26 protein-coding genes and 1 tRNA gene are annotated in these 24764 nt (G+C 64.6%); 14 read left to right on the plus strand and 13 right to left on the minus strand.

The genetic code is table 11. From position 1 onward, the window contains the following. Positions 1 to 30: 30 nt before the first annotated feature. The gene (locus QHG62_RS14120; RefSeq protein ID WP_281151450.1) at positions 31 to 1254 is read left to right on the plus strand and encodes an NAD(P)/FAD-dependent oxidoreductase; all 1224 of its coding nucleotides are present in this window, start codon (positions 31 to 33) and stop codon (positions 1252 to 1254) included. Between the two features lie 19 nt (positions 1255 to 1273). On the opposite strand, the gene QHG62_RS14125 is transcribed toward QHG62_RS14120, so the two are convergent. Both QHG62_RS14125 and radC read right to left on the minus strand, forming a co-directional pair. Further along, positions 1274 to 1933, minus strand: a complete 660-nt coding sequence (locus QHG62_RS14125) for a Smr/MutS family protein (RefSeq protein WP_258501962.1) — start codon at positions 1931 to 1933, stop codon at positions 1274 to 1276. Next, positions 1933 to 2610 (minus strand): RadC family protein, encoded by a 678-nt coding sequence (gene radC, locus QHG62_RS14130; RefSeq protein ID WP_281151451.1) that lies wholly within the window; start codon positions 2608 to 2610, stop codon positions 1933 to 1935. The genes QHG62_RS14125 and radC overlap by 1 nt, the downstream gene beginning before the upstream one ends. Before the next feature lie 109 nt (positions 2611 to 2719). Here radC and QHG62_RS14135 point away from each other — a divergent pair, with 109 nt between their 5' ends. From QHG62_RS14135 to QHG62_RS14145, 3 genes are read left to right on the plus strand one after another with little or no spacing between them, the layout of a single operon-like run. Further along, entirely contained in the window at positions 2720 to 3163 is a 444-nt protein-coding gene (locus tag QHG62_RS14135; RefSeq protein ID WP_258501960.1) for an FKBP-type peptidyl-prolyl cis-trans isomerase, read from the plus strand. Then, entirely contained in the window at positions 3160 to 4128 is a 969-nt protein-coding gene (gene ispH, locus QHG62_RS14140) for a 4-hydroxy-3-methylbut-2-enyl diphosphate reductase (RefSeq protein ID WP_281151453.1), read from the plus strand. Before QHG62_RS14135 ends, ispH begins: the two co-directional genes overlap by 4 nt. Further along, a complete protein-coding gene (locus tag QHG62_RS14145) occupies positions 4125 to 5087 on the plus strand; it encodes a threonine/serine dehydratase (protein ID WP_281151454.1) in 963 nt (320 codons plus the stop codon). Before ispH ends, QHG62_RS14145 begins: the two co-directional genes overlap by 4 nt. A 15-nt stretch (positions 5088 to 5102) precedes the next feature. Here the strand turns inward: QHG62_RS14145 and QHG62_RS14150 are convergent, their stop codons facing one another. After that, a complete protein-coding gene (locus QHG62_RS14150) occupies positions 5103 to 5504 on the minus strand; it encodes a VOC family protein (protein WP_281151456.1) in 402 nt (133 codons plus the stop codon). 57 nt (positions 5505 to 5561) lie between these two features. On the opposite strand from QHG62_RS14150, the gene serS reads away from it, so the two are divergent. The 3 genes from serS to QHG62_RS14165 all read left to right on the plus strand — a co-directional run bounded on the left by serS (position 5562) and on the right by QHG62_RS14165 (position 7643). Then, positions 5562 to 6893, plus strand: a complete 1332-nt coding sequence (gene serS / locus QHG62_RS14155; protein WP_281151458.1) for a serine--tRNA ligase — start codon at positions 5562 to 5564, stop codon at positions 6891 to 6893. A gap of 59 nt (positions 6894 to 6952) precedes the next feature. After that, a tRNA-Ser gene (locus QHG62_RS14160) sits at positions 6953 to 7042 on the plus strand. Positions 7043 to 7109: 67 nt separating this feature from the next. Then, complete coding sequence (locus QHG62_RS14165) at positions 7110 to 7643, plus strand: hypothetical protein (RefSeq protein ID WP_281146292.1); 534 nt, start codon at positions 7110 to 7112, stop codon at positions 7641 to 7643. Positions 7644 to 7663: 20 nt separating this feature from the next. Here the strand turns inward: QHG62_RS14165 and QHG62_RS14170 are convergent, their stop codons facing one another. After that, complete coding sequence (locus QHG62_RS14170; RefSeq protein WP_281146293.1) at positions 7664 to 7948, minus strand: helix-turn-helix domain-containing protein; 285 nt, start codon at positions 7946 to 7948, stop codon at positions 7664 to 7666. Between the two features lie 186 nt (positions 7949 to 8134). On the opposite strand from QHG62_RS14170, the gene shkS reads away from it, so the two are divergent. Next, positions 8135 to 9553, plus strand: coding sequence for a surface-behavior sensor histidine kinase ShkS (shkS, locus tag QHG62_RS14175; protein WP_432445612.1), 1419 nt, complete (start codon positions 8135 to 8137; stop codon positions 9551 to 9553). Between the two features lie 272 nt (positions 9554 to 9825). Here the strand turns inward: shkS and QHG62_RS14180 are convergent, their stop codons facing one another. From QHG62_RS14180 to QHG62_RS14210, 7 genes are all read right to left on the minus strand, one after another. Then, positions 9826 to 10428, minus strand: a complete 603-nt coding sequence (locus tag QHG62_RS14180) for a response regulator transcription factor (protein ID WP_258501945.1) — start codon at positions 10426 to 10428, stop codon at positions 9826 to 9828. Positions 10429 to 10499: 71 nt separating this feature from the next. Continuing rightward, on the minus strand, positions 10500 to 11831 hold the full coding sequence (locus QHG62_RS14185) for a tryptophan--tRNA ligase (RefSeq protein ID WP_281146295.1): 1332 nt from the start codon (positions 11829 to 11831) through the stop codon (positions 10500 to 10502). A 16-nt stretch (positions 11832 to 11847) separates the two neighbouring features. Then, complete coding sequence (locus QHG62_RS14190) at positions 11848 to 12519, minus strand: site-2 protease family protein (protein WP_281146296.1); 672 nt, start codon at positions 12517 to 12519, stop codon at positions 11848 to 11850. Between the two features lie 43 nt (positions 12520 to 12562). After that, on the minus strand, positions 12563 to 13198 hold the full coding sequence (locus QHG62_RS14195; RefSeq protein ID WP_281146297.1) for an L-threonylcarbamoyladenylate synthase: 636 nt from the start codon (positions 13196 to 13198) through the stop codon (positions 12563 to 12565). Between the two features lie 12 nt (positions 13199 to 13210). Then, positions 13211 to 14188: a DMT family transporter gene (locus QHG62_RS14200; protein WP_281146298.1), complete on the minus strand. Its 978-nt coding sequence runs from the start codon at positions 14186 to 14188 to the stop codon at positions 13211 to 13213. Further along, a complete protein-coding gene (locus tag QHG62_RS14205) occupies positions 14185 to 15042 on the minus strand; it encodes a 3',5'-nucleoside bisphosphate phosphatase (protein ID WP_281146299.1) in 858 nt (285 codons plus the stop codon). Before QHG62_RS14205 ends, QHG62_RS14200 begins: the two co-directional genes overlap by 4 nt. 97 nt (positions 15043 to 15139) lie before the next feature. Beyond that, complete coding sequence (locus QHG62_RS14210; protein WP_281146300.1) at positions 15140 to 16174, minus strand: transporter; 1035 nt, start codon at positions 16172 to 16174, stop codon at positions 15140 to 15142. Between the two features lie 156 nt (positions 16175 to 16330). Here QHG62_RS14210 and ppk2 point away from each other — a divergent pair, with 156 nt between their 5' ends. Beyond that, complete coding sequence (ppk2, locus tag QHG62_RS14215; protein ID WP_432445613.1) at positions 16331 to 17248, plus strand: polyphosphate kinase 2; 918 nt, start codon at positions 16331 to 16333, stop codon at positions 17246 to 17248. A gap of 70 nt (positions 17249 to 17318) precedes the next feature. Beyond that, positions 17319 to 18386 (plus strand): extracellular catalytic domain type 1 short-chain-length polyhydroxyalkanoate depolymerase, encoded by a 1068-nt coding sequence (locus tag QHG62_RS14220; RefSeq protein WP_281146302.1) that lies wholly within the window; start codon positions 17319 to 17321, stop codon positions 18384 to 18386. Here QHG62_RS14220 and QHG62_RS14225 read toward each other — a convergent pair. Continuing rightward, positions 18383 to 18811, minus strand: coding sequence for a hypothetical protein (locus tag QHG62_RS14225; RefSeq protein ID WP_281146303.1), 429 nt, complete (start codon positions 18809 to 18811; stop codon positions 18383 to 18385). The two genes, QHG62_RS14220 and QHG62_RS14225, sit on opposite strands and share 4 nt — an antisense overlap. Then, positions 18795 to 19547, minus strand: a complete 753-nt coding sequence (locus QHG62_RS14230; protein WP_281146304.1) for a nucleotidyltransferase domain-containing protein — start codon at positions 19545 to 19547, stop codon at positions 18795 to 18797. The genes QHG62_RS14225 and QHG62_RS14230 overlap by 17 nt, the downstream gene beginning before the upstream one ends. 52 nt (positions 19548 to 19599) lie before the next feature. Here QHG62_RS14230 and urtA point away from each other — a divergent pair, with 52 nt between their 5' ends. The 4 genes from urtA (at position 19600) to urtD (ending at position 24754) form a co-directional block, all read left to right on the plus strand. Continuing rightward, the gene (urtA, locus tag QHG62_RS14235) at positions 19600 to 20868 is read left to right on the plus strand and encodes an urea ABC transporter substrate-binding protein (RefSeq protein ID WP_281146305.1); all 1269 of its coding nucleotides are present in this window, start codon (positions 19600 to 19602) and stop codon (positions 20866 to 20868) included. Positions 20869 to 21052: 184 nt separating this feature from the next. Beyond that, positions 21053 to 22600 (plus strand): urea ABC transporter permease subunit UrtB, encoded by a 1548-nt coding sequence (gene urtB, locus QHG62_RS14240; protein WP_281151640.1) that lies wholly within the window; start codon positions 21053 to 21055, stop codon positions 22598 to 22600. Further along, positions 22597 to 23820: an urea ABC transporter permease subunit UrtC gene (urtC, locus tag QHG62_RS14245; protein WP_281146306.1), complete on the plus strand. Its 1224-nt coding sequence runs from the start codon at positions 22597 to 22599 to the stop codon at positions 23818 to 23820. The genes urtB and urtC overlap by 4 nt, the downstream gene beginning before the upstream one ends. 55 nt (positions 23821 to 23875) lie before the next feature. Further along, complete coding sequence (urtD, locus tag QHG62_RS14250; protein WP_281146307.1) at positions 23876 to 24754, plus strand: urea ABC transporter ATP-binding protein UrtD; 879 nt, start codon at positions 23876 to 23878, stop codon at positions 24752 to 24754. Positions 24755 to 24764 lie beyond the last annotated feature (10 nt).

Consider the following 24764-nt stretch of genomic DNA (forward strand, 5'->3'; position numbering starts at 1 on the left):
AGACAACGACTCCGAAAGAGACTCTCTTCAATGAATTCAATCGTCATCATCGGCGGCGGCCATGCCGCGGCCCAGCTTTGCGCGGGCCTGGTGGAAGCCGGGCAGGGCGCGCGCGTGCACCTGGTTTGCGAGGAGGCCTGCGAGCCATACCACCGGCCGCCGCTTTCCAAGGCTTTTCTGAAGAGTGCCGAGGAAACCAGGCAACCACACAAGGCCGCCGACTGGTACCGCGAAGCCGGCATCACGCTGCACCTGGGCGATGCGGCCGTGGCCATCGACCGCGAGGCGCACACGGTCACGCTGCGTTCGGGCGCTGTCCTGCCATGGGAGCGGCTGGTGCTGGCCACCGGCACGCGTGCACGCCAGATGCCCGACCTGAAGCCGGGCCTTGAAAACGTCGCAACCCTGCGCGCCGCCGACGAGGCGCATCGCCTGCGCGAGCGGCTGGCCGATGCGCAGCAGGTCACAGTGCTGGGCGGCGGCTTCATCGGGCTCGAAGTGGCGGCCACCGCCAATGCCCTCGGCAAGCGTGTGCAGGTGATCGAAAGCGCGCCGCGCCTTCTGGGCCGCGCCGTGTCGCCCGAGCTGTCGGCGCATGTGCTCGCGACGCATCGCGCGGCGGGCATCGAGATCGTGCTTGGTGCGCGCACCGGTGCGTTAGAGGTCGAAGGCGACCGGCTGCTGTCCATTCAGGTCAACGGCGCGAAGCAGCCGGTGGACCTGCTGCTGCTCGGCATTGGCGCCGTTCCTGAAACCGCGTTGGCGCAGGCTGCGGGCATCGAATGCGCGGACGGCATTGTGGTCGACAGCCACATGCAGACCAGCGCGGCCGACGTGCTCGCCGTCGGCGATTGCACGCGCTTCCCTGATCGGCGTGCGGGCCGCCCGTTGCGGCTCGAGTCCGTGCAGAACGCGAACGACCAGGCGCGCACGGCCGTCGCCACGCTGACCGGCGCCGCGCGGCCGCACGACGTGGTGCCGTGGTTCTGGTCGGACCAGGGCGGCTTGCGGCTGCAGATGGTCGGCCTGATGCCGGCCGAAGGCACGCCGGGGCTGGCAAGCGTGCTGCGCGCCGGGCCCAAGCTTGATGCGTTCTCGCTGTTCCACTATGTGGATGGACAGCTGGTGTGCGTCGAATCAATCAATGCGCCGGTCGATCACATGATGTGCCGCAAGCTGCTCGAAGCGGGGCGCAGTCCGGATGTAGCGGCGGTGGCGGATGCGTCCATTCCGCTGAAGAATCACCTGGCGTAAGCCGCCGGGCAATTCAGCCTCAGCGCCGCGCTGGCGCCAAAAGCACCACCAGCGCGCCTGCGCCGCCCTCCGCGGGCTTGGCCTGCACGAAGGCCAGCACCTCGTTCTTCTGGATGAGCCAGCGCTGCGCCTTGGTCTTGAGCACCGGCTGCTTGCCGGGCGACCCCAGCCCCTTGCCGTGCACCACGCGCACGCAGCGCAGGCCCTGCTTGTAGGCGTTGCGAATGAACCCGCCGAGCGCCTCGCGCGCTTCATCGCTGCGCAGCCCGTGCAGGTCGATTTGCGCCTGGATGCTCCAGTCGCCCTTGCGCAGCCGCGCGGTCACGTCGGTGCCGATGCCCGGGCGGCGAAAGCTCATGGCGTCGTCGACGTCGAGCAAGGTCGTCACGTCGAACTCGTCGGAAAGCGATTCGCGCAGCACGCGCTGTTCGTCGAGCTGGTGCTGCACCGGGATGGGCGCAGGCGGTTCCGGCGCGAGCGGCACCACGGCCGCCTTGCGGCGAAGCGGCTCAGTGGCACCGATGGCGCGCGTGAACAAGTCTTTTTCGGCGGCGCGCTTGCGCTCGGCGGCAGCCTTGGCGGCTGCGGCGGCCGCTTCGCGTTCGCGGGTTTCGGCCAGCGCGCGCTGCACCTGCTTCAAGTCGGCCAGGTTCTTGATGGGGGGTGTGCGCGAAGCCATCAGAGCAACCCTTTCTCGGCCATTGAAAAACTCTGGCCGGCGCTGACGATCACGTGGTCGAGCACGCGCACGTCGATCAGCGAAAGCGCCGCCCTGAGCGTTTGCGTCAGCGATTCGTCGGCGCGCGAGGGCTCGATGCTGCCGCTCGGGTGGTTGTGCGAAAGCACCACGGCCGCGGCGTTGTGGTGCAGTGCGCGCATGACCACCTCGCGCGGGTAGACGCTCGTTTGTGCGAGCGTTCCGCGAAACAGTTCTTCGAGCACGATCAGCCGGTGCTGCGCATCGAGAAACAGCACCGCAAATACCTCGTACGGGCGCGAGCCGATGTGCATCTGCAGATACTCCTTCACGGCCCCGGGCGAATCGAAGACCGCGCGCTCCTTCAGCCGCTCGGCCATGGCGCGGCGTGCCAGTTCGAGCACCGCGATGAGCTCGGCGCGCTTGGCGTCGCCGCCCATGCCCTTGATCACCTTCAGGTCCTCGGCGCCCGCCTGCAGCAGGCCCGAAAGGCCGCCGAAGTGGTCGAGCAGCTCCTGGGCGAGCTGGAGCACGTTTTTTCCGGCAACGCCCGTGCGCAGCAGCAACGCCAGCAGCTCGGCGTCGGCCAGCGCGGCGGCGCCTCGCGCGATGAGCTTTTCGCGCGGGCGGGCGTGGGCGGGGAGATCCTTGAATGCCATCGAAAACCTGGGTGAAACCTTGAAAGAGCGAGTGGAAGCCCCGGCTCCTTAAAATGCAGTCCAGTTTATCGGGACACCCACCTTGTCTTTGCCTACCTCCGCTGCACCCATGTCCCACGTCGTGACTTCCGGCTCGTTCCTTACCCTGCATTACCGGCTGGCCGGTCCGGCGGGCGACATCATCAACACTTTCGCCGACAAGCCCGCGACCCTGTCGCTGGGCACCGGCGAGCTTTCGCCGGCCATGGAGCAGCGGCTCATGGGCCTGGAAGAGGGCACGCACGCCACCTTCGAGCTGCCCGCCGGCGAGGCTTTTGGCGAGCGCAACCCCGAAATGCAGCAATGGGTGGCCAGGAAGCTGCTGGCCCAGATGGGCGACCCCGACGAGCAATATGCAGTGGGCGACGTGGTGCAATTCCCCACGCCAGACGGCTCGGGCAGCTACGCCGGCGCGGTGGTCGAATCGAACGAAACCGCGGTGCGATTCGACTTCAACCACCCCTTGGCCGGGCAGCCCGTGACCTTCGAGGTGCGGCTGATCGGAGTTCTATGAACAAGGGCCTCGAAGAAGTCGTTCTTGCCGAGCCGCGCGGCTTTTGCGCGGGGGTGGACCGCGCCATCGAAATCGTCGAGCGCGCGCTGGCCAAGTTTGGCGCGCCCATCTACGTGCGCCACGAGATCGTGCACAACACCTATGTGGTGAACGAACTCAAGGCCAAGGGCGCGATCTTCATCGAAGACCTGGCCGACGTGCCGCCCGGTGCCACGCTGGTGTTCAGCGCCCATGGCGTGAGCAAGGCGGTGCAGCAAGAGGCGCGCGACCGCGGCTTCGACGTTTTCGACGCCACCTGCCCGCTGGTGACCAAGGTGCACGTCGAGGTGGCCAAGCTCGCCAAGGAAGGCTACGAGTTCATCATGATCGGCCACAAGGGGCACCCCGAGGTCGAGGGCACCATGGGCCAGCTCTCCAGTGGCATTCACCTGGTGGAAGACGTGCAAGACGTGGCAACGGTCTCGCCTGCGCAGACAGAAAAACTTGCCGTGGTAACGCAAACCACGCTCAGCGTGGATGATGCCGCCGAAATCGCGGCCGCCGTGCGTGCGCGCTTTCCGATGGTGCGCGAGCCCAAGCAGCAGGACATCTGCTACGCCACCCAGAACCGCCAGGACGCGGTGAAGATACTGAGCCCCCAGGTCGACCTGGTGATCGTGGTCGGCAGCCCCACCAGCTCCAACAGCAACCGGCTGCGCGAACTGGCACAGCGCCTGGGCACCGAAAGCTACATGGTCGATTCGGCCGAAGAGCTCAAGCCGGAATGGTTCGAGGGCAAGACCCGGGTAGGCCTCACGGCCGGCGCCTCGGCCCCCGAAGTGCTGGTGCGCGAGGTGATCGAACGCGTGAGGGCGCTTGGCGCGGTGTCGGTCCGCAAGATGGACGGCATCGAGGAAACCATCAAGTTTCCGCTCCCCAAGGGCCTCAAGCTCGACGACATTCCTCCCCCGGGACACATCTCTTGAACAATCAAACGACCAACTGGCGCCTTGAAACCGAGAGCGCCTCCCGCAGGCTGCGCGAGGGGGCCGCTCATTTCCTGCGCGAAACCCCGCTCTGGAAGCTGCCGGCCTCCACTTTCGGCATCGAGGTGCCGGGCGTGGAACTGTGGCTCAAGCTCGAACACATGCAGGTGAGCGGCAGTTTCAAGGCGCGCGGCATGATGAACCGCCTGCTGGCCAACGACATTCCCGAGAGCGGCGTGGTCGTGGCCTCGGGCGGCAATGCCGGCATTGCCACCGCGGCGGCGGCCAAGGCGCTGGGCGTGCGCTGCCAGGTGTTCCTGCCCGGCGTCTCACCCGAAGCCAAGCGCGCGCGGCTGCGTGCGCTGGGTGCCGAGGTGGTCGTCGTCGGCGAGTTGTACCCAGACGCGCTGGCCGCCTGCCTCGTGCGCCAGAAGGAAAGCGGCGCCTTGCTCACCCATGCCTACGACCAGCCGGAGGTGGTCGCGGGCGCGGGCACGCTGGGCGTCGAGATCGAAGCGCAGGGCGGCCTGCCCGATTCAGTGTTGGTGAGCGTGGGCGGCGGCGGCCTGATCGGCGGCCTGGCCGGCTGGTTCGAACAGCGCGCCCGAGTGGTGGCGCTGGAGCCCGAAAAGGCGCCGACGCTGTTCCGCGCCCGTCAGGCCGGCGAGCCGGTCGATGTCGACGTGGGCGGAATTGCCGCCGATTCGCTCGGCGCGCGGCGCATTGGCGCCATCTCGTGGGAAATTACCCAGCAATACGTGCAGGACGCGCTGCTGCTGTCCGACGAATCCATCCGCGCCGCCCAGCAATGGCTGTGGAAGGAATTGAAGCTGGCAGTGGAACCCGCCGCCGCACTGCCGCTGGCAGCGCTGCAAACCGGCGCCTACGTGCCGCGCGAGGGCGAGAAGGTGTGCCTGATCGTTTGCGGCGCCAATGTCGATCCAGCCACGGTCGGCTGACAGCGCAGCTTCGGATTATTTCTCGCAGTTCACCATCCACGACACCCCGAACTTGTCCGTGAGCATGCCGAAGCCGACGGCCCAGAACTGCGGGCCGTAGGGCATCGTGACCTCGCCGCCCTCGGCCAGCGCGTCGAAGAGTTTCTTTCCCTCGTCCACGTTGTTGCCCTGCACCGAGAGAGAAAACCCCTTGTAGCCTTCGAACGCCATGCCCGGCGGCATGTCGGAAGCCATCAGCTGGTGGCCGCGGGCCTCCAGCGTGGCGTGCATGATCTTGCTTTTGTAGGCATCGGGCGTTTCAGCACCCATGGGGCTTTCGCCGAAGGTCATGCTGAAAATGACCTTGCCGCCCAGCGCCTTGGCGTAGAAGGCCAGTGCTTCGGCGGCGTTGCCGTTGAATGTCAGATAGGCTTGCATTGTTGTTTCCCCTTTGGTTGTCGAGGCCGAGATACTACGCCCGCCTAAAATCCTTGCATGCTCGACATCACCCTGCTCCGCAAAGATTTGGCCTCCGCTGTGGCCGGCCTCGAAAAACGCAAGAAGAACCAGCCCTACCTCGACGTATCGGCGTTCACCGCGCTCGAGGCCGAACGCAAGACGCTGCAAACCCGCACCGAGGAAATCCAGGCCCGCCGCAACACGCTGAACAAGCAGATCGGCCCGCTCAAGGCCAAGGGCGAATCGGTCGATACGCTGATGGCCGAAGTCAACGCGCTCAAGGCAGAGCAGGAATCGCAATCCAAGCGCCTGGATGAAATCCAGCCCGAACTGCACGCCTTGCTGCTGGCAGTGCCCAACCTGCCGCACGCCAGCGTGCCGGTCGGCGAGGACGAAACCGGCAATGTCGAAATGCGCCGCTGGAGCCCCCAGGGCGGAGCCGGCGCCAACGCCACGCCGCTGGCCTTCACGCCGAAAGACCATGTGGACCTGGGCGCACCGCTGGGGCTCGACTTTGAAATGGGCGCCAAGCTCTCGGGCTCGCGCTTTTCCGTCATGAAAGGGCCGATTGCCCGGCTGCACCGCGCGCTCGCGCAGTTCATGCTCGACACCCAGACCGAAAAGCACGGCTATGCCGAGTGCTACGTGCCCTACATCGTCAACGCCGCCACGCTCAGCGGCACCGGCCAGTTGCCCAAGTTCGAGGGTGACCTGTTCGCCGCCAAGAAGGGCGGCCAGGACGGCGAGCCCGCGCCCGACCATTCGGCGCTCTATCTCATTCCCACCAGCGAAGTGCCGCTGACCAACTTTGTGCGCGACGAGGTGGTGGCCGAGTCGCAATTGCCGATCAAGCTGACGGCTCACACACCGTGCTTCCGCTCCGAAGCCGGCAGCGCCGGCCGCGACACCCGCGGCATGATCCGCCAGCACCAGTTCGACAAGGTCGAGATGGTGCAGATCGTGCACCCCGAAAAGAGCTACGACGCGCTCGAACAGATGACCGGCCATGCCGAAGCCGTGCTTCAGGCGCTGGAGCTCCCGTACCGCGTGGTGCTGCTGTGCACCGGCGACATGGGTTTTGGCTCGACCAAGACCTACGACCTCGAGGTGTGGCTGCCGGCGCAGAACACCTACCGCGAAATCAGCTCGGTTTCGAACTGCGAAGCCTTCCAGGCCCGCCGCCTGCAGGCCCGTTTCAAGAACGCACAGGGCAAGAACGAGCTCGTCCACACGCTCAACGGCTCCGGCTTGGCCGTGGGCCGCACGCTGGTCGCGGTGCTGGAAAACCACCAGAACGAAGACGGCTCGATCAACGTGCCCGCGGCGCTGCGGCCCTACCTGGGCGGGCTGGAAGTGTTGCGCGCCTGACGCGCCGGGGCTTCAAAAGCCCCGTTTTTGTCTGCTAGAATCGCAGGCTCGACAGCACCGGAGAGGTGGCAGAGTGGTCGAATGTACCTGACTCGAAATCAGGCGTACTAGCGATAGTACCGAGGGTTCGAATCCCTCCCTCTCCTCCAGGAATGGCCCCGCAAAGGGGCTATTTTTTTGCCTGTTCCCTTTCGGGGCGCGCGGCTAACATCCGGCATGCGCATCGCATTCTTCTCATTGGTGCTCGTGGCCCTTGGCTTCGCAGCCCAAGCTCACGCCCAGCAGGTCTACCGCTGCGGCAACCAGTACAGCGGCGAGCCGTGCGAAAAGGGCAGGGTGGTGGACGTGTCGCCGCCGGTGCGTAACCTCGACTCGGCTGGTTCAGCGCAGGTGTTTCTCTGCGTGAGCAACAGCGGCGGACGTTTCTGGTCGCCGACCCACTGCAGGGAGAGCGGTGCGTTAGTGGAGCGCATAGAGACTGTTCCCGGCGGGCTGTCGTGGGAGCAGCAGGTCCAGATTGCCGACCAGCAAACCCGGCAAGGCTACGCGGTGCAGCGTCAGGCAATGGAGCAACGCGGCGCGGCGACGGCCGGAGTGACTACTGGCGATTCTTCGCGCTGCGCGCACTGGAACCAGCAGATCGAGTACTACGACCGACTCGCGCGACAGCCGCAAAGTGGTGCATCCCAGTCCTGGATCGCCGAACGGCGAAAGGATGCCAGGGATCAGCAATTCAGGGCCAGGTGCTGACGTCCCGATGACGCCGATGTCTACCTTCCGGCCGAATGCTTGACTGAACCGGATGGGTGCCTGGCTGCCTCTTCCAACAATCTTGCCGGCGAAATCTCCAGCGCAGAGGCAATTCGATAGAGGTTGAACAGCGAGACATTCTTCAGCCCTCGTTCAATCTGGCCGATATAGGTCACGTGCATTTCGCTGGATGCGGCAAGCTGTTCTTGCGTCAGTTCGGCGTCACTGCGCAACGCGCGAACCGCATCGCCAAAGCCAACCTGAACCTCTTCCTTGGTTGGCAGTTTGGCAATTGGTTTCCCCATGCGGAGAAGTCTGTTCAAAATCGGACACTTTCGTTTTCGTCGCCTCGCGCCTCATTACGCACTATGGCGCTCCCCATCCCGTTCTTCCCCAAAACAGCTGCATCCGGCCGTTAAGATCGCCACCTCTTCATGCCCGACATGCCGAGAGATTTTCCTGAGTCGAATGAAAAAGGGGCGGAGCGCTACATGGCCAATGCGTCGATCACGAGCGTGACACCGGTTCCGGCTTCGGCCGACGAGGCCGAATCGTGGGTTCGTGGCGAGTTGATCCGCAGCCTGATGCGGTCCGCACGCGGCTCCTACATCGTCTCGGCGGCGCTCATGCCGTTGATGGTGGGCCTGAACTGGAGCTACATACCTCACCGGGAGCTGCTCACGTGGCTTGCCTTCGGCCTTGTTGCCACGGCTTTCCGCGCGTGGGGCGCCAGGGTCTATGCGGTGCGCTACGCCGGCCGGAGCGCAGCGGCGCAGCTGCAGTTCACCGAGCGCTACGGTTTCGTGTGGAGCACCAGCGCCATCGTGTGGGGCGCGTCGATCCTGCTGTTCTTCGAACGCACGCCGCAGGTGAACCAATTCATGAGTTGGCTCATCGTGGCCGGCGTGGGCACGTTTCCGCTCAACGGGCTGGCGCTTCACCCGCCGCTGCTCAAGCGCTACGTCAACACGCTGTTCATCACCATGCTCGGGGCGGTGCTGATCCGTCTGGTGAGCATCAACATCGTGGAGCCGCATTTCCAGTACGGCTACCTGATGCCGATCCTGCCGATCCTGCATTGGTTCTTGCTGCTGCGCGCGGGCCGCCATATTCACGAGACGGCGCGCAACAGCCTGGAGCTGCTGTTCCACAACCATATCCTGATCAAGTCGCTCACGCAGCAGCGGCAGGCCGCGGTGGCTGCCGTGGCCATGAAGAACCGTTTTCTTGCGAGCGCGGCGCACGACATGCGGCAGCCGGTGCTGGCGCTGTCGCTCTACGCCGATTGGCTGCGCAATGAGCCCGAACTGGTGCTGGAGCTTGCGCCCAAGATCGTTCGGGCCACGCATGCGGTGAATGCGCTTTTCGATTCGATGTTCGATTTGGCTCGTATCGATTCAGGCCAGGTGCGGCTGCACATCGAGCGCGTGGACGTGTCCGAGCTGCTGCACGACCTCGAACTGCAATACCGTCCGGTTGCCGAAAGCCGCGGGCTCGATTTTCGGGTGCATGTGACGGAAGGCAGCTTTCTTACCGACCCGATCCGCGTGCGCCGCATGATCGGCAACCTGCTTGCGAACGCCATTAAGTACACCACCGATGGCGGCGTGCTGCTCGCCTCGCGGCAGACGCGCGAAGGCATGCGCATCGAGGTGTGGGACACCGGCATCGGCATTGCCCCCGAACACCTGCGCGACGTTTTCCTGGAGTTCTACAAGGTGGCCGACCATGCCGGCACATCCGACGGCTTCGGCCTGGGCCTGGCCATCGTCGCCCGGCTCTCCCACGTGCTTGGCCATCCCATCAGCGTGCGCTCCCGCCTGGGCAGCGGCAGCGTGTTCCGCGTTGCACTGCACGACGCCGACGAAGCCGTGGCCCAAGCCCGCGTCAGCGCCTCCGGCGGCGGCTGACCGCCCGGCTGCAGCCATAAAAAAACCGCGCCCAGCGCGGTTTTCAGCAGTAAACAAATTCGCCCTAGTCCCCTTCCAGAAACACCGAGGAACCGGCTTTGCCGGGCCTCTGGTGTTGCCCCCGGTAGGGGGTTGGCGTAGCGACACGAAGTGCGCGCAGACTGGGGGGGAGCTAAGTGCCACCGAGGAACCGGCTTTACCGGGCCTCAGGTGTTGCCCCCGGTAGGGGGTTGGCGAAGCGACACGAAGTGCGCGCAGACTGGGGGCGAGGCTCAGTTACTCGAAATCAGCCCATTGGTCCGCGCATAGTGCAGCGCCTGCGTGCGGCTCTTCACGCCCAGGCGGCGGAACAGGCGCCACAGGTGCACCTTCACCGTGTGTTCGCTGATCTCCAGGTCGGTGGCGATGTCGCGGTTGCTCATGCCCTTGTCGAGCATGGCAATCAGCTGCGTTTGCCGCTTCGACAACTTGCTGTTGTTGGCCAGCGCGGGCTCGTCGGCTTCTTCCGAACCTGCCATCAGGAGGCCGCGCAGCACGGCAGCCAGTTCGGCCGAGCTGGCCGACTTTTCGATGTAGGTGTCTGCGCCCGCTTCAATGCACGCGTCTTCCATGTCCGCTGCCGGCGCTGCCGAGTAGACGGCAATTGGCACGTTGGGATAGACCTGCTTGACTGCGACCACACCCGAAACGCCGTTGGTGTCAGGCAGCTTCAGGTCGAGGCAGAAAAGGGTCGGCGCGCCGCGCTGCTGAACCGAGCTCGCGAGCTTGTCCAGCCGCTCGAGCTCGACGATATTTTCGGCCGGCCGCAGGCGCCGCAGCACCATCACGATGGCGTCGCGCATCAAGGGATGGTCGTCGATGACATAAATGCTCATGTTTTCTTCCTTTGTGATCGCCCGTCTTCTATCGTCTGTCCCCGGCGGGTGGGCCGGTGGACATTGCCGGATCAACTCCCGCTGGTTGCGGTTGTTGCCTCCGCCAGTGCTTCCAGCGCCGCACTCGCGGCGCTCAATTCTTCAGTGCCGACCGGCTCGAGCTGGTCGGCGAGCGCAGCCAAGGCCGCGCCGCGCTGTTGCTGCAAGGCGGCAATCGCGCGCCCGGCCTCCTGCGGCGACGCGAAACCACGGCTTTGCAGCAGGGCCGCGCCGTTCGCATCGAGCAGTTTGAAATAGAACAGCCCGTCGCGCTCGCGGTACTGCTTGAAACTCGGCTTGGCGACCTTGGCCGCCTTGCGGGCTCCGCCCTTGTCGCGGCCCGCCGCAAGGTTGCGCAGCCCCACCGCATGGCGCAGTTCGGTCATGAAGGGGCGCGAGAGCTTGCGGGCCTTTTCGGCGCCGATGAGCAGAATGCGCTCGATCTCGGCCGGGTTGTTCATCAGTTCGTCGTAGCGGGCGCGCAGTGGCGCAACTTCGCGGTCGATGCGCTCGAACAGCATCTGCTTGGCATCGCCCCAACCGATGCCTTCGGCGTATGCCTTGCGGAGCGCCCCGGTTTCTTCGGCGCTGGCAAACGCCTGGTAGATCTGGAACAGCGCGGAGCCTTCGGTGTCCTTGGGCTCGCCGGGCGCGCGCGAGTCGGTGACGATGCTGGCAATCTGCTTTTGCAGCTGGGCGCGGGGCGCAAACAGCGGAATGGTGTTGCCGTAGCTCTTGCTCATCTTGCGGCCGTCCAGGCCGGGCAGGGTGGCGACGGCATCGTCGATCTCGGCGTCGGGCAGCGTGAAGTGCTCGCCGTACTGGTGGTTGAAGCGCTGCGCCATGTCGCGCGCCATTTCAATGTGCTGCACCTGGTCGCGCCCCACGGGCACCTTGTGCGCGTTGAACATCAGGATGTCGGCGCCCATCAGCACCGGGTACATGAAAAGACCGGCCGTCACGTCGGAGTCCGGGTCTTCACCCTTGGCCACGTTCTTGTCGAGCTGGGCCTTGTAGGCATGGGCGCGATTGAGCACACCCTTGCCGGTCACGCAGGTGAGGAACCAGGTCAGCTCGGTAATTTCGGCAATGTCCGACTGGCGGTAGAAGGTGACGCGCTCGGGGTCGAGCCCGCAAGCCAGCCAGCTGGCGGCAATTTCGAGCGTGGAGCGCTGGATGAGTGCCGGCTCCTGCACCTTGATGAGCGCGTGGTAGTCGGCCAGGAAGAAAAAGCTCTCCACGCCCGGCGCCACGCTTTGCCGCACCGAATGGCGGATCGAGCCGACGTAGTTGCCGAGGTGCGGCGTGCCCGACGGCGTGATGCCGGTCAGGACGCGCAGGGGAGCTGGGGATGACGAAGCCATGGGACGGACTTGGAACTTAGAGCAGTGATGCGGAGAGCGGAATGAGGAATATCTTGATGATCTCGGACCCCGCTGTCATCAATGGATTGAGCCAAAAGGTTCGAAGGATGCCTGTCAAGACCAACGCCATCACGATGAAGAACCCGTACGGCTCTATGCGCGCAAAAAACGTCTGCACCGGACCGTCTGGCAGCAGACCGGCAAGGATACGGCCACCGTCGAGCGGAGGGAGTGGAAAAAGATTGAAGGCCCACATTACAAGGTTGACCAGCACGCCGCCCTGAGCCATTTGTACGAAAAAAGGCTCGGATATGTCCGTGGCACGCAGCACTACGAAAAATACCGCCCATGCCAACGCCATTACGAAGTTGGCCGTGGGCGCTGAAAGCGATACCCATATCAGATCGCGCTTTGGATTGCGTAGATTGTCCGGGTCGAACGGAATCGGTTTGGCGTAGCCGAACAGCAGGGCCCCAGAGGTAGCGAAGTAGAGAACGATAGGGATCAGCAGTGTGCCAATCGGGTCGATGTGCTTGATTGGGTTGAGCGTAAGCCGACCCATGGCGGCCGCCGTGTGATCACCAAAATGGGCCGCGACGCGGCCCCTGATCACTGCAGGCACTGTGATAGCGAACAGCACTGGCAGTGCCAGGATCAATACGGTTTGAATCTGACGTGTTATATCCACTGGGCGATTGTGTCAGACAGAGTAGGAGCTTCGGTGCCGCTTGTCAGAGTCCAAGCACCGCCAGCGCGCCGCGGCCCTGCCGCACCACGACCGGATCGTCGCCCGTGCCCATGGGCGTGAGGTCGACCACCGTGGTGGGCTGCGAAGGACAGGCGCCCGCGTCGATGACAGCGCCAATCTGTTTTTCAAAACGCTCGCGAATGGTTTGCGCGTCGTTCAGCGCTTCGGTTTCGCCGGGAGCGATCAGCGTGGTGGCCAGCAGCGGTGCGCCGTGCAGCATCAACAGCTCCAAAAGCACCTTGTGGTCGGGCACGCGCAGGCCGATGGTCTTGCGCTGCGGATGGCTCACGCGCCGCGGCACTTCCTTGGTGGCTTCGAGTAAGAAGGTGTACGGGCCCGGCGTGGCGGCTTTCAACAGGCGGTACTGCTTGTTGTCGACGCGCGCATAGTTGGCCAGTTCGCTCAGGTCGCGGCAGATCAGCGTGAGATGGTGCTTCTCGTCGACTTGGCGGATGCGGCGCAGTTGGTCGACCGCGTCCTTGTCGTCGAGATGGCAGGCCAGCGCGTAGCTCGAGTCGGTAGGCACGGCCACGATCTCGCCGCGCTGCAGCAGCGTTGCGGCTTGCTTCAGCAGGCGCTGTTGGGGGTTGTCGGGGTGAACTTCGAAGTACTGGGCCATGAAGACTCCTGATTACGATTCCGCAGGCTCGATAGGCACGCGGCGTTCCCGCACGGTGAGCCAGGCGCCGGCCGCCCCGCAAACCGCAATCATCGAAATGCCGATGAGCGAAACCCGGTCGGGCACGTGCGAAAAAACAAGCCAGCCGCCCAGCATGGCAAAGGCGATCTGGGCATAAAGATAGGGCGTCAGCGTGGAAGCCGGCGCGCGCTGGTAGGCAAGGATAAGAATGAAGTGTCCCACCGTGCCCATGAAACCCATGAGGCACAGCAACGCCCACCAGTGCCACGATGGCAAGGCCGTCCACACGAACGGCAGCGCCAGCGAGGCGATCAAGGTGCCCACCCAGCCGGTATAGAAATGCATGGTGAGCGGGTTTTCCGTTCGCGCCAGCTTGCTCGTCAGCACCTGGAACCATGCATTGGTCAGCACCAGCCCGATGGGCAGCAGCACGGCCCAGCTGAATGCATCGCCGCCCGGCCGCAAGATGACCAGCGTGCCGGCAAAGCCGCCCGCCACCAGCACCCAACGCAGCGCGGAAACATGCTCCTTGAGCGTGGTTGCCGCCAGGAGCGTAATGACCAGCGGCGCGATCAGCACGATGGAAGTGAACTCTGCCAGCGGCATATAGCGCAAGCTCAGGAAGGCCAGCGTGCTCGACGCCAGCAGCAGTGCGCCGCGCAGCAGCTGGTAGCGCGGATGCTGCGTGCGCAGCAGCGCCGTGCCGTGCTTGGGCAGCAGCACCGCCGTGGTGGCCACGGCCTGGAAGGCATAGCGGAACCACACGCCCATGAGAATCGGCACGGCGGCGGTCGAGGTCTTGGTGGCGGTGTCGAGCGTGGCAAAGCAGGCCACTGCCACCAGCACCAGCCCGATGCCCGCAAGGATGCGTTCGGATTCGACGTCGCGCGTCTGCTGTGCGGCGGCGCGGGCGTTCGCCAGTGCGGCCGTTGCCGCGCTGTCGGTGCCGGGCCCGGGGCTCTGGCTCACTGCTGGATGCGATGGCTGAGCAGTTCCCACACCGGCGTGAGCGCGCCGGGCAACGGTGGCAGCTTGCCGAGATCGCAATGGCTTTCGTCGGGGCTGTGGAAATCGCTGCCGCGCGAGGCGGCGAAATCGAACTCGAGCGCCTTGTCGGCGTATTCGACGTATTCGGCTGTCGTGTGGCTGCCGGTGACGACCTCGATCGCCTGCCCGCCATGCGCCTTGAACTCGAGGAACAGCGCGTATTCCTCGTTGGCGGTGAACTTGTAACGCCCCGGGTGCGCGATGACGGCCATGCCCTTGGCAGCCGTGATCCAGTGCACCGCGTCTTTCAGCGAGGCCCAGCGGTGCGGCACGTAGCCGGGCTTGCCCTCGGTCAGGTACTTGCGGAACACCTCAGGCGTGTCGCGGCAATGCCCTTGCTCGACCAGGAAGCGCGCAAAGTGCGTGCGCGAGATCAGTTCGGGGTTGCCGACGAACTTGAGCGCGCCTTCATAAGCCCCATGAATGCCGACCCTGGCCAGCCCCTCGGCCATTTCTTGTGCGCGCTTGCCGCGGCCGCCGCGGGTGTCGTAGAGGCCCTGCGTCATGGCGGCATCGTCGGGATCGAAGCCCAGGCCGACGATGTGCACCGTTTCGTTGGCAAAGGTGACCGAAATCTCGGTGCCGGTGAGATAGCGCAGGCCGTTGGCACGCGCTGCGGCAGCAGCGCGGTGCTGTCCGCCGACTTCGTCGTGGTCGGTGAGCGCCCAGAGCTCGACCCCGTTGGCAGCGGCGCGCGCCGCCAGTTCTTCGGGCGTCAGCGTGCCGTCGGAGACCACGGAATGGCAGTGCAGATCGGCATTGAGAATAGAGGACACGCGATCATTCTATTGGGTCTGGAACACCGATGCGGGCGCATGGATGCTATTGTGATTGCTATTAAATAAATAGCATTACTGCATTTGCCGATGCGGCCTAGCGCTTCTTGCGAAATGCCGCCCACGCCGCTACGGCGGTAAAGCTCGCAACAATGGCCACGACGATCCAGAACCCGTGCTTGTGCTCGGCCAGCGGAATGCCGCCCACGTTCATTCCGAACAAGCCGGCAAGTATGTTGATCGGCAACGCGAGGACCGTGACCACCGTCAGCACGAACAGGCTGCGGTTGTTGTCTTCGTTCACATTGGCGGCAATTTCTTCTTGCAGCAGCTTGATGCGCTCCTGCAGCGCCTGCATGTCGCGCAGCACCACCGAAAACTCTTCGGTGGAGCCGCGCAGTTCTTGCGCATCGGGCTCGGCCATCCAGGCCGGCGGCCCTTGCAGCAGGCGGAAGAGGGCGGCGGGCTCGGGGGCCAGCAGCCGCTGCAGCCGCACCAGCAGCCGGCGCAGCACGCCGAGCCGCGCGCGCTTGTGGTCGAGCCGGCCAGCGAGCAACTCGTCTTCGATGCGATCGATGCGCGACGTGACGCCGCGCACAATCTTTACGAGCACGTCGGCCTGCGCGCGCAGCAGGTGCTCGAGCAGTTCGGTGCTCGAGCGCGGTGCGTCTCCGGCCTTGACCGCCGTTCGCAGCGCATCGACCGAGCGCAGCGGCTTGGCGCGCGCGGTAACCACCAGGCGCGGCCCCACGCTGATCCAGAGCGTGGAGATGTCCGAGGGCTCGAAGCTGAACTCGAAGTGCACGTCGTTGATGACGGCAATCAGCGAATCGTCAGCGCGCTCGATGCGCGTGGAGGGCAAGCCCTCGTGCAGTGCTTCGTAAAAGGTGTCGGAGAGCCGTGCGTGGCGCAGCAGCCACCGCTCGGCCTGGGCGTGGCTCAGGTTGAAGTGCAGCCACAAGAACGCCGAGTCCGACGAGGGAGGCGCGCCGTCGTCCAGCCACGCCGCAGCTTGCGCCGAATCGATCGCCCGCACAGGCTCCGGCGCAGCTGCGTCGAAAAGGTAGCCGCAGATCAGCCCGGCTTCGTCGCCGCCGTACGAGTTGGCGGCCAGGTCATGGAGTGCCGGCAAGGTGCGTGTGGATCAGGAAAGCCAAAGGGGGTTTGCCAGATGGTGTTCGACCTATATGACAACCTCGTGTCCGCCGACGCCGAACCGTCACGCAACGGTCATACCCTGCGTGCAGCATGCCTCGATCCACCTACACATCTCTCTTTGCTAGCCATGATGCCGACGAGCGCACTTCCAGACCACGAAGACCTGATGCAACGCATCGCCCGCGATTTGATCGACAGCTATGACGAGGAGCTCGAGCTGGAGATCGAAGACCGCGACATCGGCGACCTCGACCCCGCCGCGCGCGCCACCGACAAGGCCGCGCGGCAGGCCTACTTCAAGGAGCTGTTCCGCCTGCAGGGCGAACTGGTGAAGCTGCAGGACTGGGTGCAGCACAGCAAGCAGAAGGTGGTCATTCTTTTCGAGGGCCGCGATGCGGCGGGCAAGGGCGGCGTGATCAAGCGCATTACCCAGCGCCTGAATCCGCGCGTGGCGCGCGTCGCTGCGCTGCCGGCACCCAACGACCGCGAACGCACCCAGTGGTACTTTCAGCGCTATGCCGCGCACCTGCCGGCGGCTGGTGAAATGGTGCTGTTCGACCGCAGCTGGTACAACCGCGCCGGGGTCGAGCGCGTGATGGGCTTTTGCACCGACGACGAGTACGAAGAGTTCTTCCGCACCGTGCCGGAGTTCGAAAAGATGCTGGTGCGCTCGGGCATCAAGCTCATCAAATACTGGTTCTCCATTACCGACGACGAGCAGCACATGCGCTTTCTCGGGCGCATTCACGATCCGCTCAAGCAATGGAAGCTGAGCCCCATGGACCTTGAAAGCCGCCGCCGCTGGGAGGAATACACCAGGGCGAAAGAGATCATGCTGGAGCGCACCCACATTCCCGAGGCGCCATGGTGGGTGGTGCAGGCGGTCGACAAGAAGAAAGCTCGGCTCAATTGCATCAGCCACCTGCTGGGCCAGTTGCCCTACCAGGAAGTGGCGCATCCGACCGTCCAATTGCCTGCGCGGGAGCGCCATGCCGATTACCTGCGCCAGCCGGTGCCGGCGAGCATGATGGTGCCGGAGATCTACTGAGGCACGGGGCGGGGCTCCTGGCCTTCACCGCCCGTTTGGACGGCCGGCGCTTTGCCCTCACACTGCGCCCATGGTTCGTCGTTCCACCGCCGCTTCTCTCTTTGCCCGCGCCTACGAGCGCAACCTGAAGGCGCTGACCAAGCTCACCCTGAGCAACAGCAAGCGTGTCACGGGACAGGTGCAGCGTGCCACCGCCAAGCGGCTCAAGCCGCCGCCGGGCCGCGGTGACTGGCTCAGCGGCATGGCGCTGGGCCCGGGCGGCGCGCGGGGCTATCACCTTTTTCGCCCGGCCGACCTGAAGCTGAAGCCCGGCGAGAGGTTGCCGCTCATGGTCATGCTGCACGGCTGCGGGCAAACCGGCCGCGACTTTGCTGCCAGCACGCGCATGAACACGCTCGCAGTGCGGCAACGCTTTCTGGTGCTCTATCTCGAGCAGGACAGGCTGGCCCATCCGCAAGGTTGCTGGAACTGGTATGAGCGGCGCTCGGGCAAGGCCGACGCCGAAGCCGCCACGCTGATGGCGGCCATCGACCAGGCCTGCGTGCTGTATCCGGTGGATCGCGAGCGCATCGCGCTGGCCGGTCTCTCGGCCGGGGCCAGCATGGCGGCGCTGCTGGCCACGCGCTACCCGCTGCGCTTTCGCGCCGTGGTCATGCATTCAGGCGTGGCGCCGGGCGCCGCGAAGTCGTCGGCCACCGCCCTGGGGGCCATGCGCGGGCAGCACACACCGCCGATGCCTTCCACCGCGGTCGGCAAGGCGATGGGCGCCGCCGCAGTCTTCGCGACGTTGCCGCCGATGCTGGTGCTGCATGGGGATGCCGACGCCGTGGTCGCGCCGAGCAACGCCGTCAACAGCGCGGCCGTATGGGCCACCGCGGTGGGTGCAAAACCGGGCCTCTCGCGCACGCTCCAGCGCGGCAAGCGGCATCCGATGCGCGTGACCCAGTTCCGGCGCAAGGGCCGCACGCTGGTCACGCTGTGCGAGATTGCAGGTTTGGGCCATGCCTGGAGTGGGGGGGCCGCCAGTCTGCTTTTCAGCGACCCGGCCGGGCCGGATGCCACGCGCATGATCTGGGCCTTTGCGGCGGCGCAGTTCAAGCTGGAGGCGCCGAGTTTCATTTCGGCTGCGAAGGTCTAGTCCGGCTTGGGCGGTGGCAGTTCAGAAAGCTTCGAGGCGACGCGTCGGCATGCAGCGATCAGATCGCGAACGATGCGCTCGTCTACATTCATGTCGCCTTCGTACTCTCCCAGATTGCGGATTTCATGGCACTTGGCCAGTACCCGCCACACCTCCGGGCCCAGTTCCAACGTATGAGGCAGCACCTGAAAGACAATGAAGCGGTTGCCTGAGCGGTAGCCATGCCAACGTAGCGCCGCGAGGCACATGGCGTGCGCTGCGTTGTAGGCAAGATCGAATCGGCCCTCGACGGAAAGTTGCATCACCTGGGCGTCCGCCAAGCGCGCGAGTCCGGAACGCATCAGGCCCGCGAATTCGCGAGCATCCGGCGGTTCTGCGGCGAGCGGCTTGGTCGGGCCGCACAGGTTTTCAAGCGGGGAGGGCATGCGCGTTGCCGATGATCCAGAGCTTGGGCTGCTCCATGACGCGCTTCACGAACGATTCGCCGTCTTTGTGCTTTCGCATCAGTTCTTTTCTTGTGAACATGGTCGGGTTCACTGTACGGCCCAGACGTGCCGATACTGCATCGAGAGCGAGAAACAGATCCGAATACGCAAGTTCTTCACTGATCAGCAGCAGGTCGATGTCGCTCGCGGCCGTGTCGCTCTTCTTGGCGACCGAGCCGAACACGAACGCGGCTTCGATCTTTTCGGCCAGCGGTTCCAGCGCTTCGCGCAGTGGACCTGCGAGTCCGAAAGTCTTGCGAACGATGCTGCTCAATTCGTCAAAGATCGGCGCCGCGGCATTGGCTTGATAGTGCTTCTGGTTGCCGACGCGCGATGTGATGAGCAGGCCGCTGTCTGCCAACTGCTTGAGTTCGCGTTGCACGGCGCCGGAGCCTGCGCCGGTGAGCTTGATCAGCTCGGTGGAAAAGAAACTCCGGTCCGGCTGGCCGAAGAGATAGCCGAGCACGCGCTGCTGGGTGGTCGTGAACAGGGCGTCCGCCAGGCTGGCGGGCCTTGCGGTCTGTTTTGCTTGCGATGAGGATATGCCCATTTTGGGTATTTTAAAGCCCAAAATGGGTTTTTTGGGGCGCAGCTCGACAGTCCCGCCCTGAGTACCTCCGTGTACGCCACCCGGCGTATTTCTCGCGCGCGGCCGAATCCGCAGACTCCCCTCCATCGTCCGGCGAGCCCGGCGACAAGGTTTCAACCACCCCGGAGCAGGAGTCCACATGCAACGTCGTTTCACCCTCAAGGCGCTTACCGCCGCTGTCGCGCTGGCCAGCATTTCCGCTGCGCCCGCATTCGCCGCCGACACCATCAAGGTCGGCGTGCTGCACTCGCTGTCGGGCACGATGGCCATTTCTGAAACCGTGTTGAAAGACACGGTGCTGATGGCCATCGACGACATCAACAAGAAGGGCGGCGTGCTGGGCAGGCAACTCGAGCCCGTGGTGGTCGACCCGGCTTCCAACTGGCCGCTGTTCGCCGAAAAGAGCAAGCAGCTGCTCGGACAGGACAAGGTTTCGGTGATCTTCGGCTGCTGGACCTCGGTGTCGCGCAAGTCGGTGCTGCCGGTGGTCGAGGAAATGAACGGCCTGCTGTTCTACCCGGTGCAGTACGAAGGTGAAGAACTCAGCAAGAACGTGTTCTACACGGGCGCCGCGCCCAACCAGCAAGCCATTCCGGCTGTCGACTACCTCATGAGCAAGGAAGGCGGCGGCGCCAAGCGCTGGGTGCTGCTGGGCACCGACTACGTGTACCCCCGCACCACCAACAAGATCCTGCGCGCCTACCTGAAGAGCAAGGGCGTGAAGGACACCGACATCGACGAGAAGTACACGCCTTTCGGCCACAGCGACTACCAGACCATCGTCGCCGACATCAAGAAGTTCTCGGCCGGCGGCAAGACCGCCGTGGTGTCGACCATCAACGGCGACTCCAACGTGCCCTTCTACAAGGAACTGGGCAACGCCGGCCTGAAGGCCAAGGACGTGCCGGTGGTTGCCTTCTCGGTGGGCGAAGAAGAACTGCGCGGCGTGGACACCAAGCCGCTGGTCGGCCACCTGGCCGCATGGAACTACTTCATGTCGATCAAGAACCCGACCAACACGGCGTTCATCAAGCAGTGGAGCGACTACGCCAAGGCCAAGAACATCGCCGGCCACAAGGACAAGCCGCTCACCAACGACCCGATGGAAGCCACCTGGATCGGCATCCACATGTGGAAGCAGGCGGTCGAAAAGGCCAAGAGCACCGACACAGACAAGGTGATTGCGGCGATGGCCGGCCAGACCTTCACGGCGCCTTCGGGCATCGTCTCGAAGATGGACGAGAAGAACCATCACCTGCACAAGAGCGTGTTCATCGGCGAGATCAAGGCCGACGGCCAGTTCAGCGTGGTGTGGAAGACGCCGGGCCCGGTCAAGGCCAAGCCGTGGAGCCCATACATCGAAGGCAACGACAAGAAGCCGGACCAGCCGGCTGGCAAGTCGCTGTAAAGCGCGTTTCTCCCTCCCCCCGCTGGGAGGGCAGGGGTGGGGGCAAGCGGCGGTCGATTCGGTCACTGCGCCTGAGTTGGCGCCGCGTGCCCCCACCCCAACCCTCCCCCGGACGGGGAGGGAGCCAATCCCAACTTCCACTTTCACGATGCTTCGACGAACCCTTCACTGCGCACTCGCCGCCATGCTGCTCATGGCAACGGCCGTCCACGCGCTGACCGCCGACGAAGCCAAGGCCATTGCCTCCGGCGAATCCGAATCGCGTATCACCGCGCTCAACAAGGCCGTGCTCACGGCCGATGAAAAAACTGCCGCCTTCATCCAGGCCATGTCGGAAGACGCGGTCAAGTACACCGAAGACAAGGTCTTCGTGATGAAGGATGACAAAGGCTACGACCCCGTGACCGGCGCCGAACTGAAGGTGCCCGACACGGCGGAAGACGTGGTCAACAACAACCTGATGCGCGGCGCGCTCGATGCCGCGCAGGCCGCGCTCAAGCTCACCAGCAAGGACGACGCGGTGCGCGCCGAAGCCGCGCAGGCGCTCTTCAAGGAGCCCGACGAATCGCGCATTCCGATGGTCGAGAAGGCTCTGGCCGCCGAGACCAACCCCGGCATCAAGGCGCAGCTGCAGCTGGTGCGCGCCGCCAGCATGCTCAGCAGCGCCGACAAGGCCAAGCGCCTCGCCGCCGCCAAGGAACTCGGCGCCAACAGCAGCCCCGACACCAAGCTGCTGCTCAATCAGCGGCTCGCCGACGAGACCGAAGCGGACGTCAAGGCCGCCATCGTCGCTTCCATTGCAAGCATCGACGGCTCGCTGGTGTGGGGCGACCGCATCAACGCGGTGTTCAGCGGCATCAGCCTGGGCTCTGTGCTGCTGCTTGCCGCACTGGGCCTGGCCATTACCTACGGGCTGATGGGCGTCATCAACATGGCGCATGGCGAGCTGATGATGATCGGCGCCTACGCCACCTACGTGATGCAGGGCATCTTCCAGCGCTACATGCCCGAGGCGGCTTTCGGCTGGTACCTGGTTGCAGCCATTCCGGTCTCGTTTCTTGCGTCGGCGCTCGTGGGCGCAGTGCTCGAGCGCGGCGTCATCCGCTTTCTTTACGGCCGTCCGCTCGAAACGCTGCTCGCTACATGGGGCATCAGCCTGATGCTGCAGCAGCTTGTGCGGTCGCTGTTCGGCGCACAGAACGTGGGCGTGGAAAACCCCGGCTGGATGAGCGGCGGCTTCACCATGCTGAGCAACGTCACTCTGCCGTGGAACCGCATCTGCATCATCATCTTCGCGGCGCTGGTGCTCTTGGCCATGGGCTGGCTCATCGGCCGTACGCGTCTCGGGCTTTTCGTGCGCGGCGTGACGCAGAACAGGCCCATTGCTTCGTGCATGGGCGTGAACACGGCGCGCATCGACACCTATGCCTTTGCGCTCGGCTCCGGCATTGCCGGCCTTGCGGGTTGCGCGCTGAGCCAGATCGGCAACGTGGGGCCCGACCTCGGCCAGAGCTACATCGTCGACAGCTTCATGGTGGTCGTGATGGGCGGCGTCGGCCAGCTCGCCGGCACCGTGTATGCGGCGCTGGGGCTCGGCGTTCTCAACAAGTTCATCGAGGGCTGGGCGGGCGCGGTGCTCGCGAAGATCGCGGTGCTCGTTTTCATCATCATCTTTATTCAAAAGAGACCTCAGGGCATCTTCGCCATGAAGGGCCGGAGCGCAGAGGCATGAGCAACACCAAGGTCGCACTTCCAACCAAGGGCCCGCTGCTGAGCGGCAAGGGCTGGACAGCCTTCTTTGTCGCGCTGATCGTCGTATGCGCTGTGGCGCCCGTGCTCAACATGTGGGTGCCCGCGGACAGTCCGCTGCACATGAGCGACTACGCGGTGGCGCTGGTCGGCAAGATCATGTGCTACGCCATCTGCGCGCTGGCCATGGACCTGATCTGGGGCTACACCGGCATTCTCTCGCTGGGCCACGGCCTCTTCTTTGCGCTCGGCGGCTACATGATGGGCATGTACCTCATGCGGCAGATCGGGCGCGACGGCAACTACAAGAGCGACCTGCCGGACTTCATGGTGTTTCTGGACTGGAAGACATTGCCCTGGCACTGGACCTTCAGCGACAGCTTCATTGCCACGCTCGTCCTCATCGTCGCGGTGCCGGGCCTCATCGCCTTCGTGTTCGGCTTCTTTGCCTTCCGCTCGCGCATCAAGGGCGTCTATTTTTCGATCATCACGCAGGCCATGACCTTCGCTGCCATGCTGCTGTTCTTCCGCAATGAAACCGGCTTTGGCGGCAACAACGGCTTTACCGACTTCAAGCGCATCCTGGGTATTCCAATTGCCACGCAGGAAATGCGCATGACGCTCTTCGCGCTCACGGGCATCACGCTGCTGGGCTTCTTCCTGTTTGCCAAATGGCTCATCGGCAGCAAGTTCGGCCGCGTGCTGCAGGCCATTCGCGATGCCGAAACGCGCGTGATGTTCTCGGGCTACAACCCGCTGCCGTACAAGCTCACCATCTGGGTCATCTCCGCCATCATGTGCGGCGTGGCCGGTGCGCTGTACGTGCCGCAGGTCGGCATCATCAACCCCGGTGAAATGAGCGCGGCCAACTCCATCGAGATCGCGATCTGGGCGGCGGTGGGCGGACGCGCGACGCTCATCGGGCCGATCATCGGTGCCTTTATCGTCAACGGCGCGAAGAGCTGGCTCACGGTGGCGTACCCCGAATACTGGCTGTACTTCCTGGGCGCCTTGTTCATTGCTGTCACGCTGTTTCTGCCGAACGGCATCGTGGGTCTGGTGAAGAAGTGGTTGTCGCGCGAGAAGGTTGCGCCCAGCGCCGCCCGCGAAGAAGCGCAGCGCGCCATGGCCGCCGCGCAAGGCGTCGAGCCCGAGGCGCTGCACGCGCCGCTCGCCGCCGAGGTGAAGGGAGCGCGCGCATGAGCCGCCGGGCCGCTCCCAAGGCGAATACCGCAGCGCGAAGCGCGGAGGTTTCTGAATGACGCCCGACCTGATGGAAGCAGGCGCCGAGCGTGCCGCCCGCGCGGCAGGCATGCACTACGTGAGCGGCAGTACCGAGTCGGGCGGCCGTTCCGCCGACTTCGGCCGCATTGCAACGCCGGGCGAAGTAGACATCACGCACGGCCGCATCTTGTACCTCGAAGACGTGAGCGTGAGCTTCGACGGCTTCAAGGCCATCAACAAGCTCTCGCTCGACATTGCGCCGGGCGAGCTGCGCTGCATCATCGGGCCCAACGGCGCGGGCAAGACGACGATGATGGACATCATCACCGGCAAGACGCGGCCCGACTCGGGCACCGTGTTCTTCGGCAGCACCATCGACCTGCTGCGCCACCGCGAGGCCGACATTGCCCAGTTGGGCATCGGCCGCAAGTTCCAGAAGCCGACGGTGTTCGAGCACCTCACCGTGTTCGAAAACCTCGAGCTCGCACTCAAGACCAACAAGGGCGTGCGCGCGTCGATGCTGTTCAAGCTCGACTCGGCGCAGAGCGACCGCTTGGCCGAGGTGCTGCACACCATTCACCTGGCCGACAGCGTTTCGCGCCTTGCAGGCAACCTGAGCCACGGCCAGAAGCAGTGGCTCGAGATCGGCATGCTGCTGATGCAGGACCCGAAGCTGCTGCTGCTCGACGAACCCGTGGCCGGCATGACCGACGAAGAAACCGCGCGCACCGCCGAGCTCTTCCTCACGCTCAAGGGCAAGCATTCGCTGATGGTGGTGGAGCACGACATGAGCTTCATCCGCACCATTTCCGAGATAGTGACGGTGCTGTGCGATGGATCGGTGCTCGCTCAAGGCACGTTGGACGAAGTGCAGTCCGATGAACGCGTGATCGAGGTTTATCTCGGCCGCTGAGGAATCGATT

The organism is Variovorax paradoxus (genome assembly GCF_029919115.1).
Lineage (GTDB): Bacteria > Pseudomonadota > Gammaproteobacteria > Burkholderiales > Burkholderiaceae_C > Variovorax > Variovorax paradoxus_O.

Bases quoted from the DNA above. Each gene is read 5' to 3' on its own strand.
- QHG62_RS14120 (WP_281151450.1), top strand. From the start codon at position 31: ATGAATTCAATCGTCATCATCGGCGGCGGCCATGCCGCGGCCCAGCTT.
- QHG62_RS14125 (WP_258501962.1), bottom strand. From the start codon at position 1,933: ATGGCTTCGCGCACACCCCCCATCAAGAACCTGGCCGACTTGAAGCAG.
- radC (WP_281151451.1), bottom strand. From the start codon at position 2,610: ATGGCATTCAAGGATCTCCCCGCCCACGCCCGCCCGCGCGAAAAGCTC.
- QHG62_RS14135 (WP_258501960.1), top strand. From the start codon at position 2,720: ATGTCCCACGTCGTGACTTCCGGCTCGTTCCTTACCCTGCATTACCGG.
- ispH (WP_281151453.1), top strand. From the start codon at position 3,160: ATGAACAAGGGCCTCGAAGAAGTCGTTCTTGCCGAGCCGCGCGGCTTT.
- QHG62_RS14150 (WP_281151456.1), bottom strand. From the start codon at position 5,504: ATGCAAGCCTATCTGACATTCAACGGCAACGCCGCCGAAGCACTGGCC.
- serS (WP_281151458.1), top strand. From the start codon at position 5,562: ATGCTCGACATCACCCTGCTCCGCAAAGATTTGGCCTCCGCTGTGGCC.
- QHG62_RS14165 (WP_281146292.1), top strand. From the start codon at position 7,110: ATGCGCATCGCATTCTTCTCATTGGTGCTCGTGGCCCTTGGCTTCGCA.
- QHG62_RS14170 (WP_281146293.1), bottom strand. From the start codon at position 7,948: ATGGGGAAACCAATTGCCAAACTGCCAACCAAGGAAGAGGTTCAGGTT.
- shkS (WP_432445612.1), top strand. From the start codon at position 8,135: ATGGCCAATGCGTCGATCACGAGCGTGACACCGGTTCCGGCTTCGGCC.
- QHG62_RS14180 (WP_258501945.1), bottom strand. From the start codon at position 10,428: ATGAGCATTTATGTCATCGACGACCATCCCTTGATGCGCGACGCCATC.
- QHG62_RS14185 (WP_281146295.1), bottom strand. From the start codon at position 11,831: ATGGCTTCGTCATCCCCAGCTCCCCTGCGCGTCCTGACCGGCATCACG.
- QHG62_RS14195 (WP_281146297.1), bottom strand. From the start codon at position 13,198: ATGGCCCAGTACTTCGAAGTTCACCCCGACAACCCCCAACAGCGCCTG.
- ppk2 (WP_432445613.1), top strand. From the start codon at position 16,331: ATGCCGACGAGCGCACTTCCAGACCACGAAGACCTGATGCAACGCATC.
- QHG62_RS14220 (WP_281146302.1), top strand. From the start codon at position 17,319: ATGGTTCGTCGTTCCACCGCCGCTTCTCTCTTTGCCCGCGCCTACGAG.
- QHG62_RS14225 (WP_281146303.1), bottom strand. From the start codon at position 18,811: ATGCCCTCCCCGCTTGAAAACCTGTGCGGCCCGACCAAGCCGCTCGCC.
- QHG62_RS14230 (WP_281146304.1), bottom strand. From the start codon at position 19,547: ATGGAGGGGAGTCTGCGGATTCGGCCGCGCGCGAGAAATACGCCGGGT.
- urtA (WP_281146305.1), top strand. From the start codon at position 19,600: ATGCAACGTCGTTTCACCCTCAAGGCGCTTACCGCCGCTGTCGCGCTG.
- urtB (WP_281151640.1), top strand. From the start codon at position 21,053: ATGCTGCTCATGGCAACGGCCGTCCACGCGCTGACCGCCGACGAAGCC.
- urtC (WP_281146306.1), top strand. From the start codon at position 22,597: ATGAGCAACACCAAGGTCGCACTTCCAACCAAGGGCCCGCTGCTGAGC.
- urtD (WP_281146307.1), top strand. From the start codon at position 23,876: ATGACGCCCGACCTGATGGAAGCAGGCGCCGAGCGTGCCGCCCGCGCG.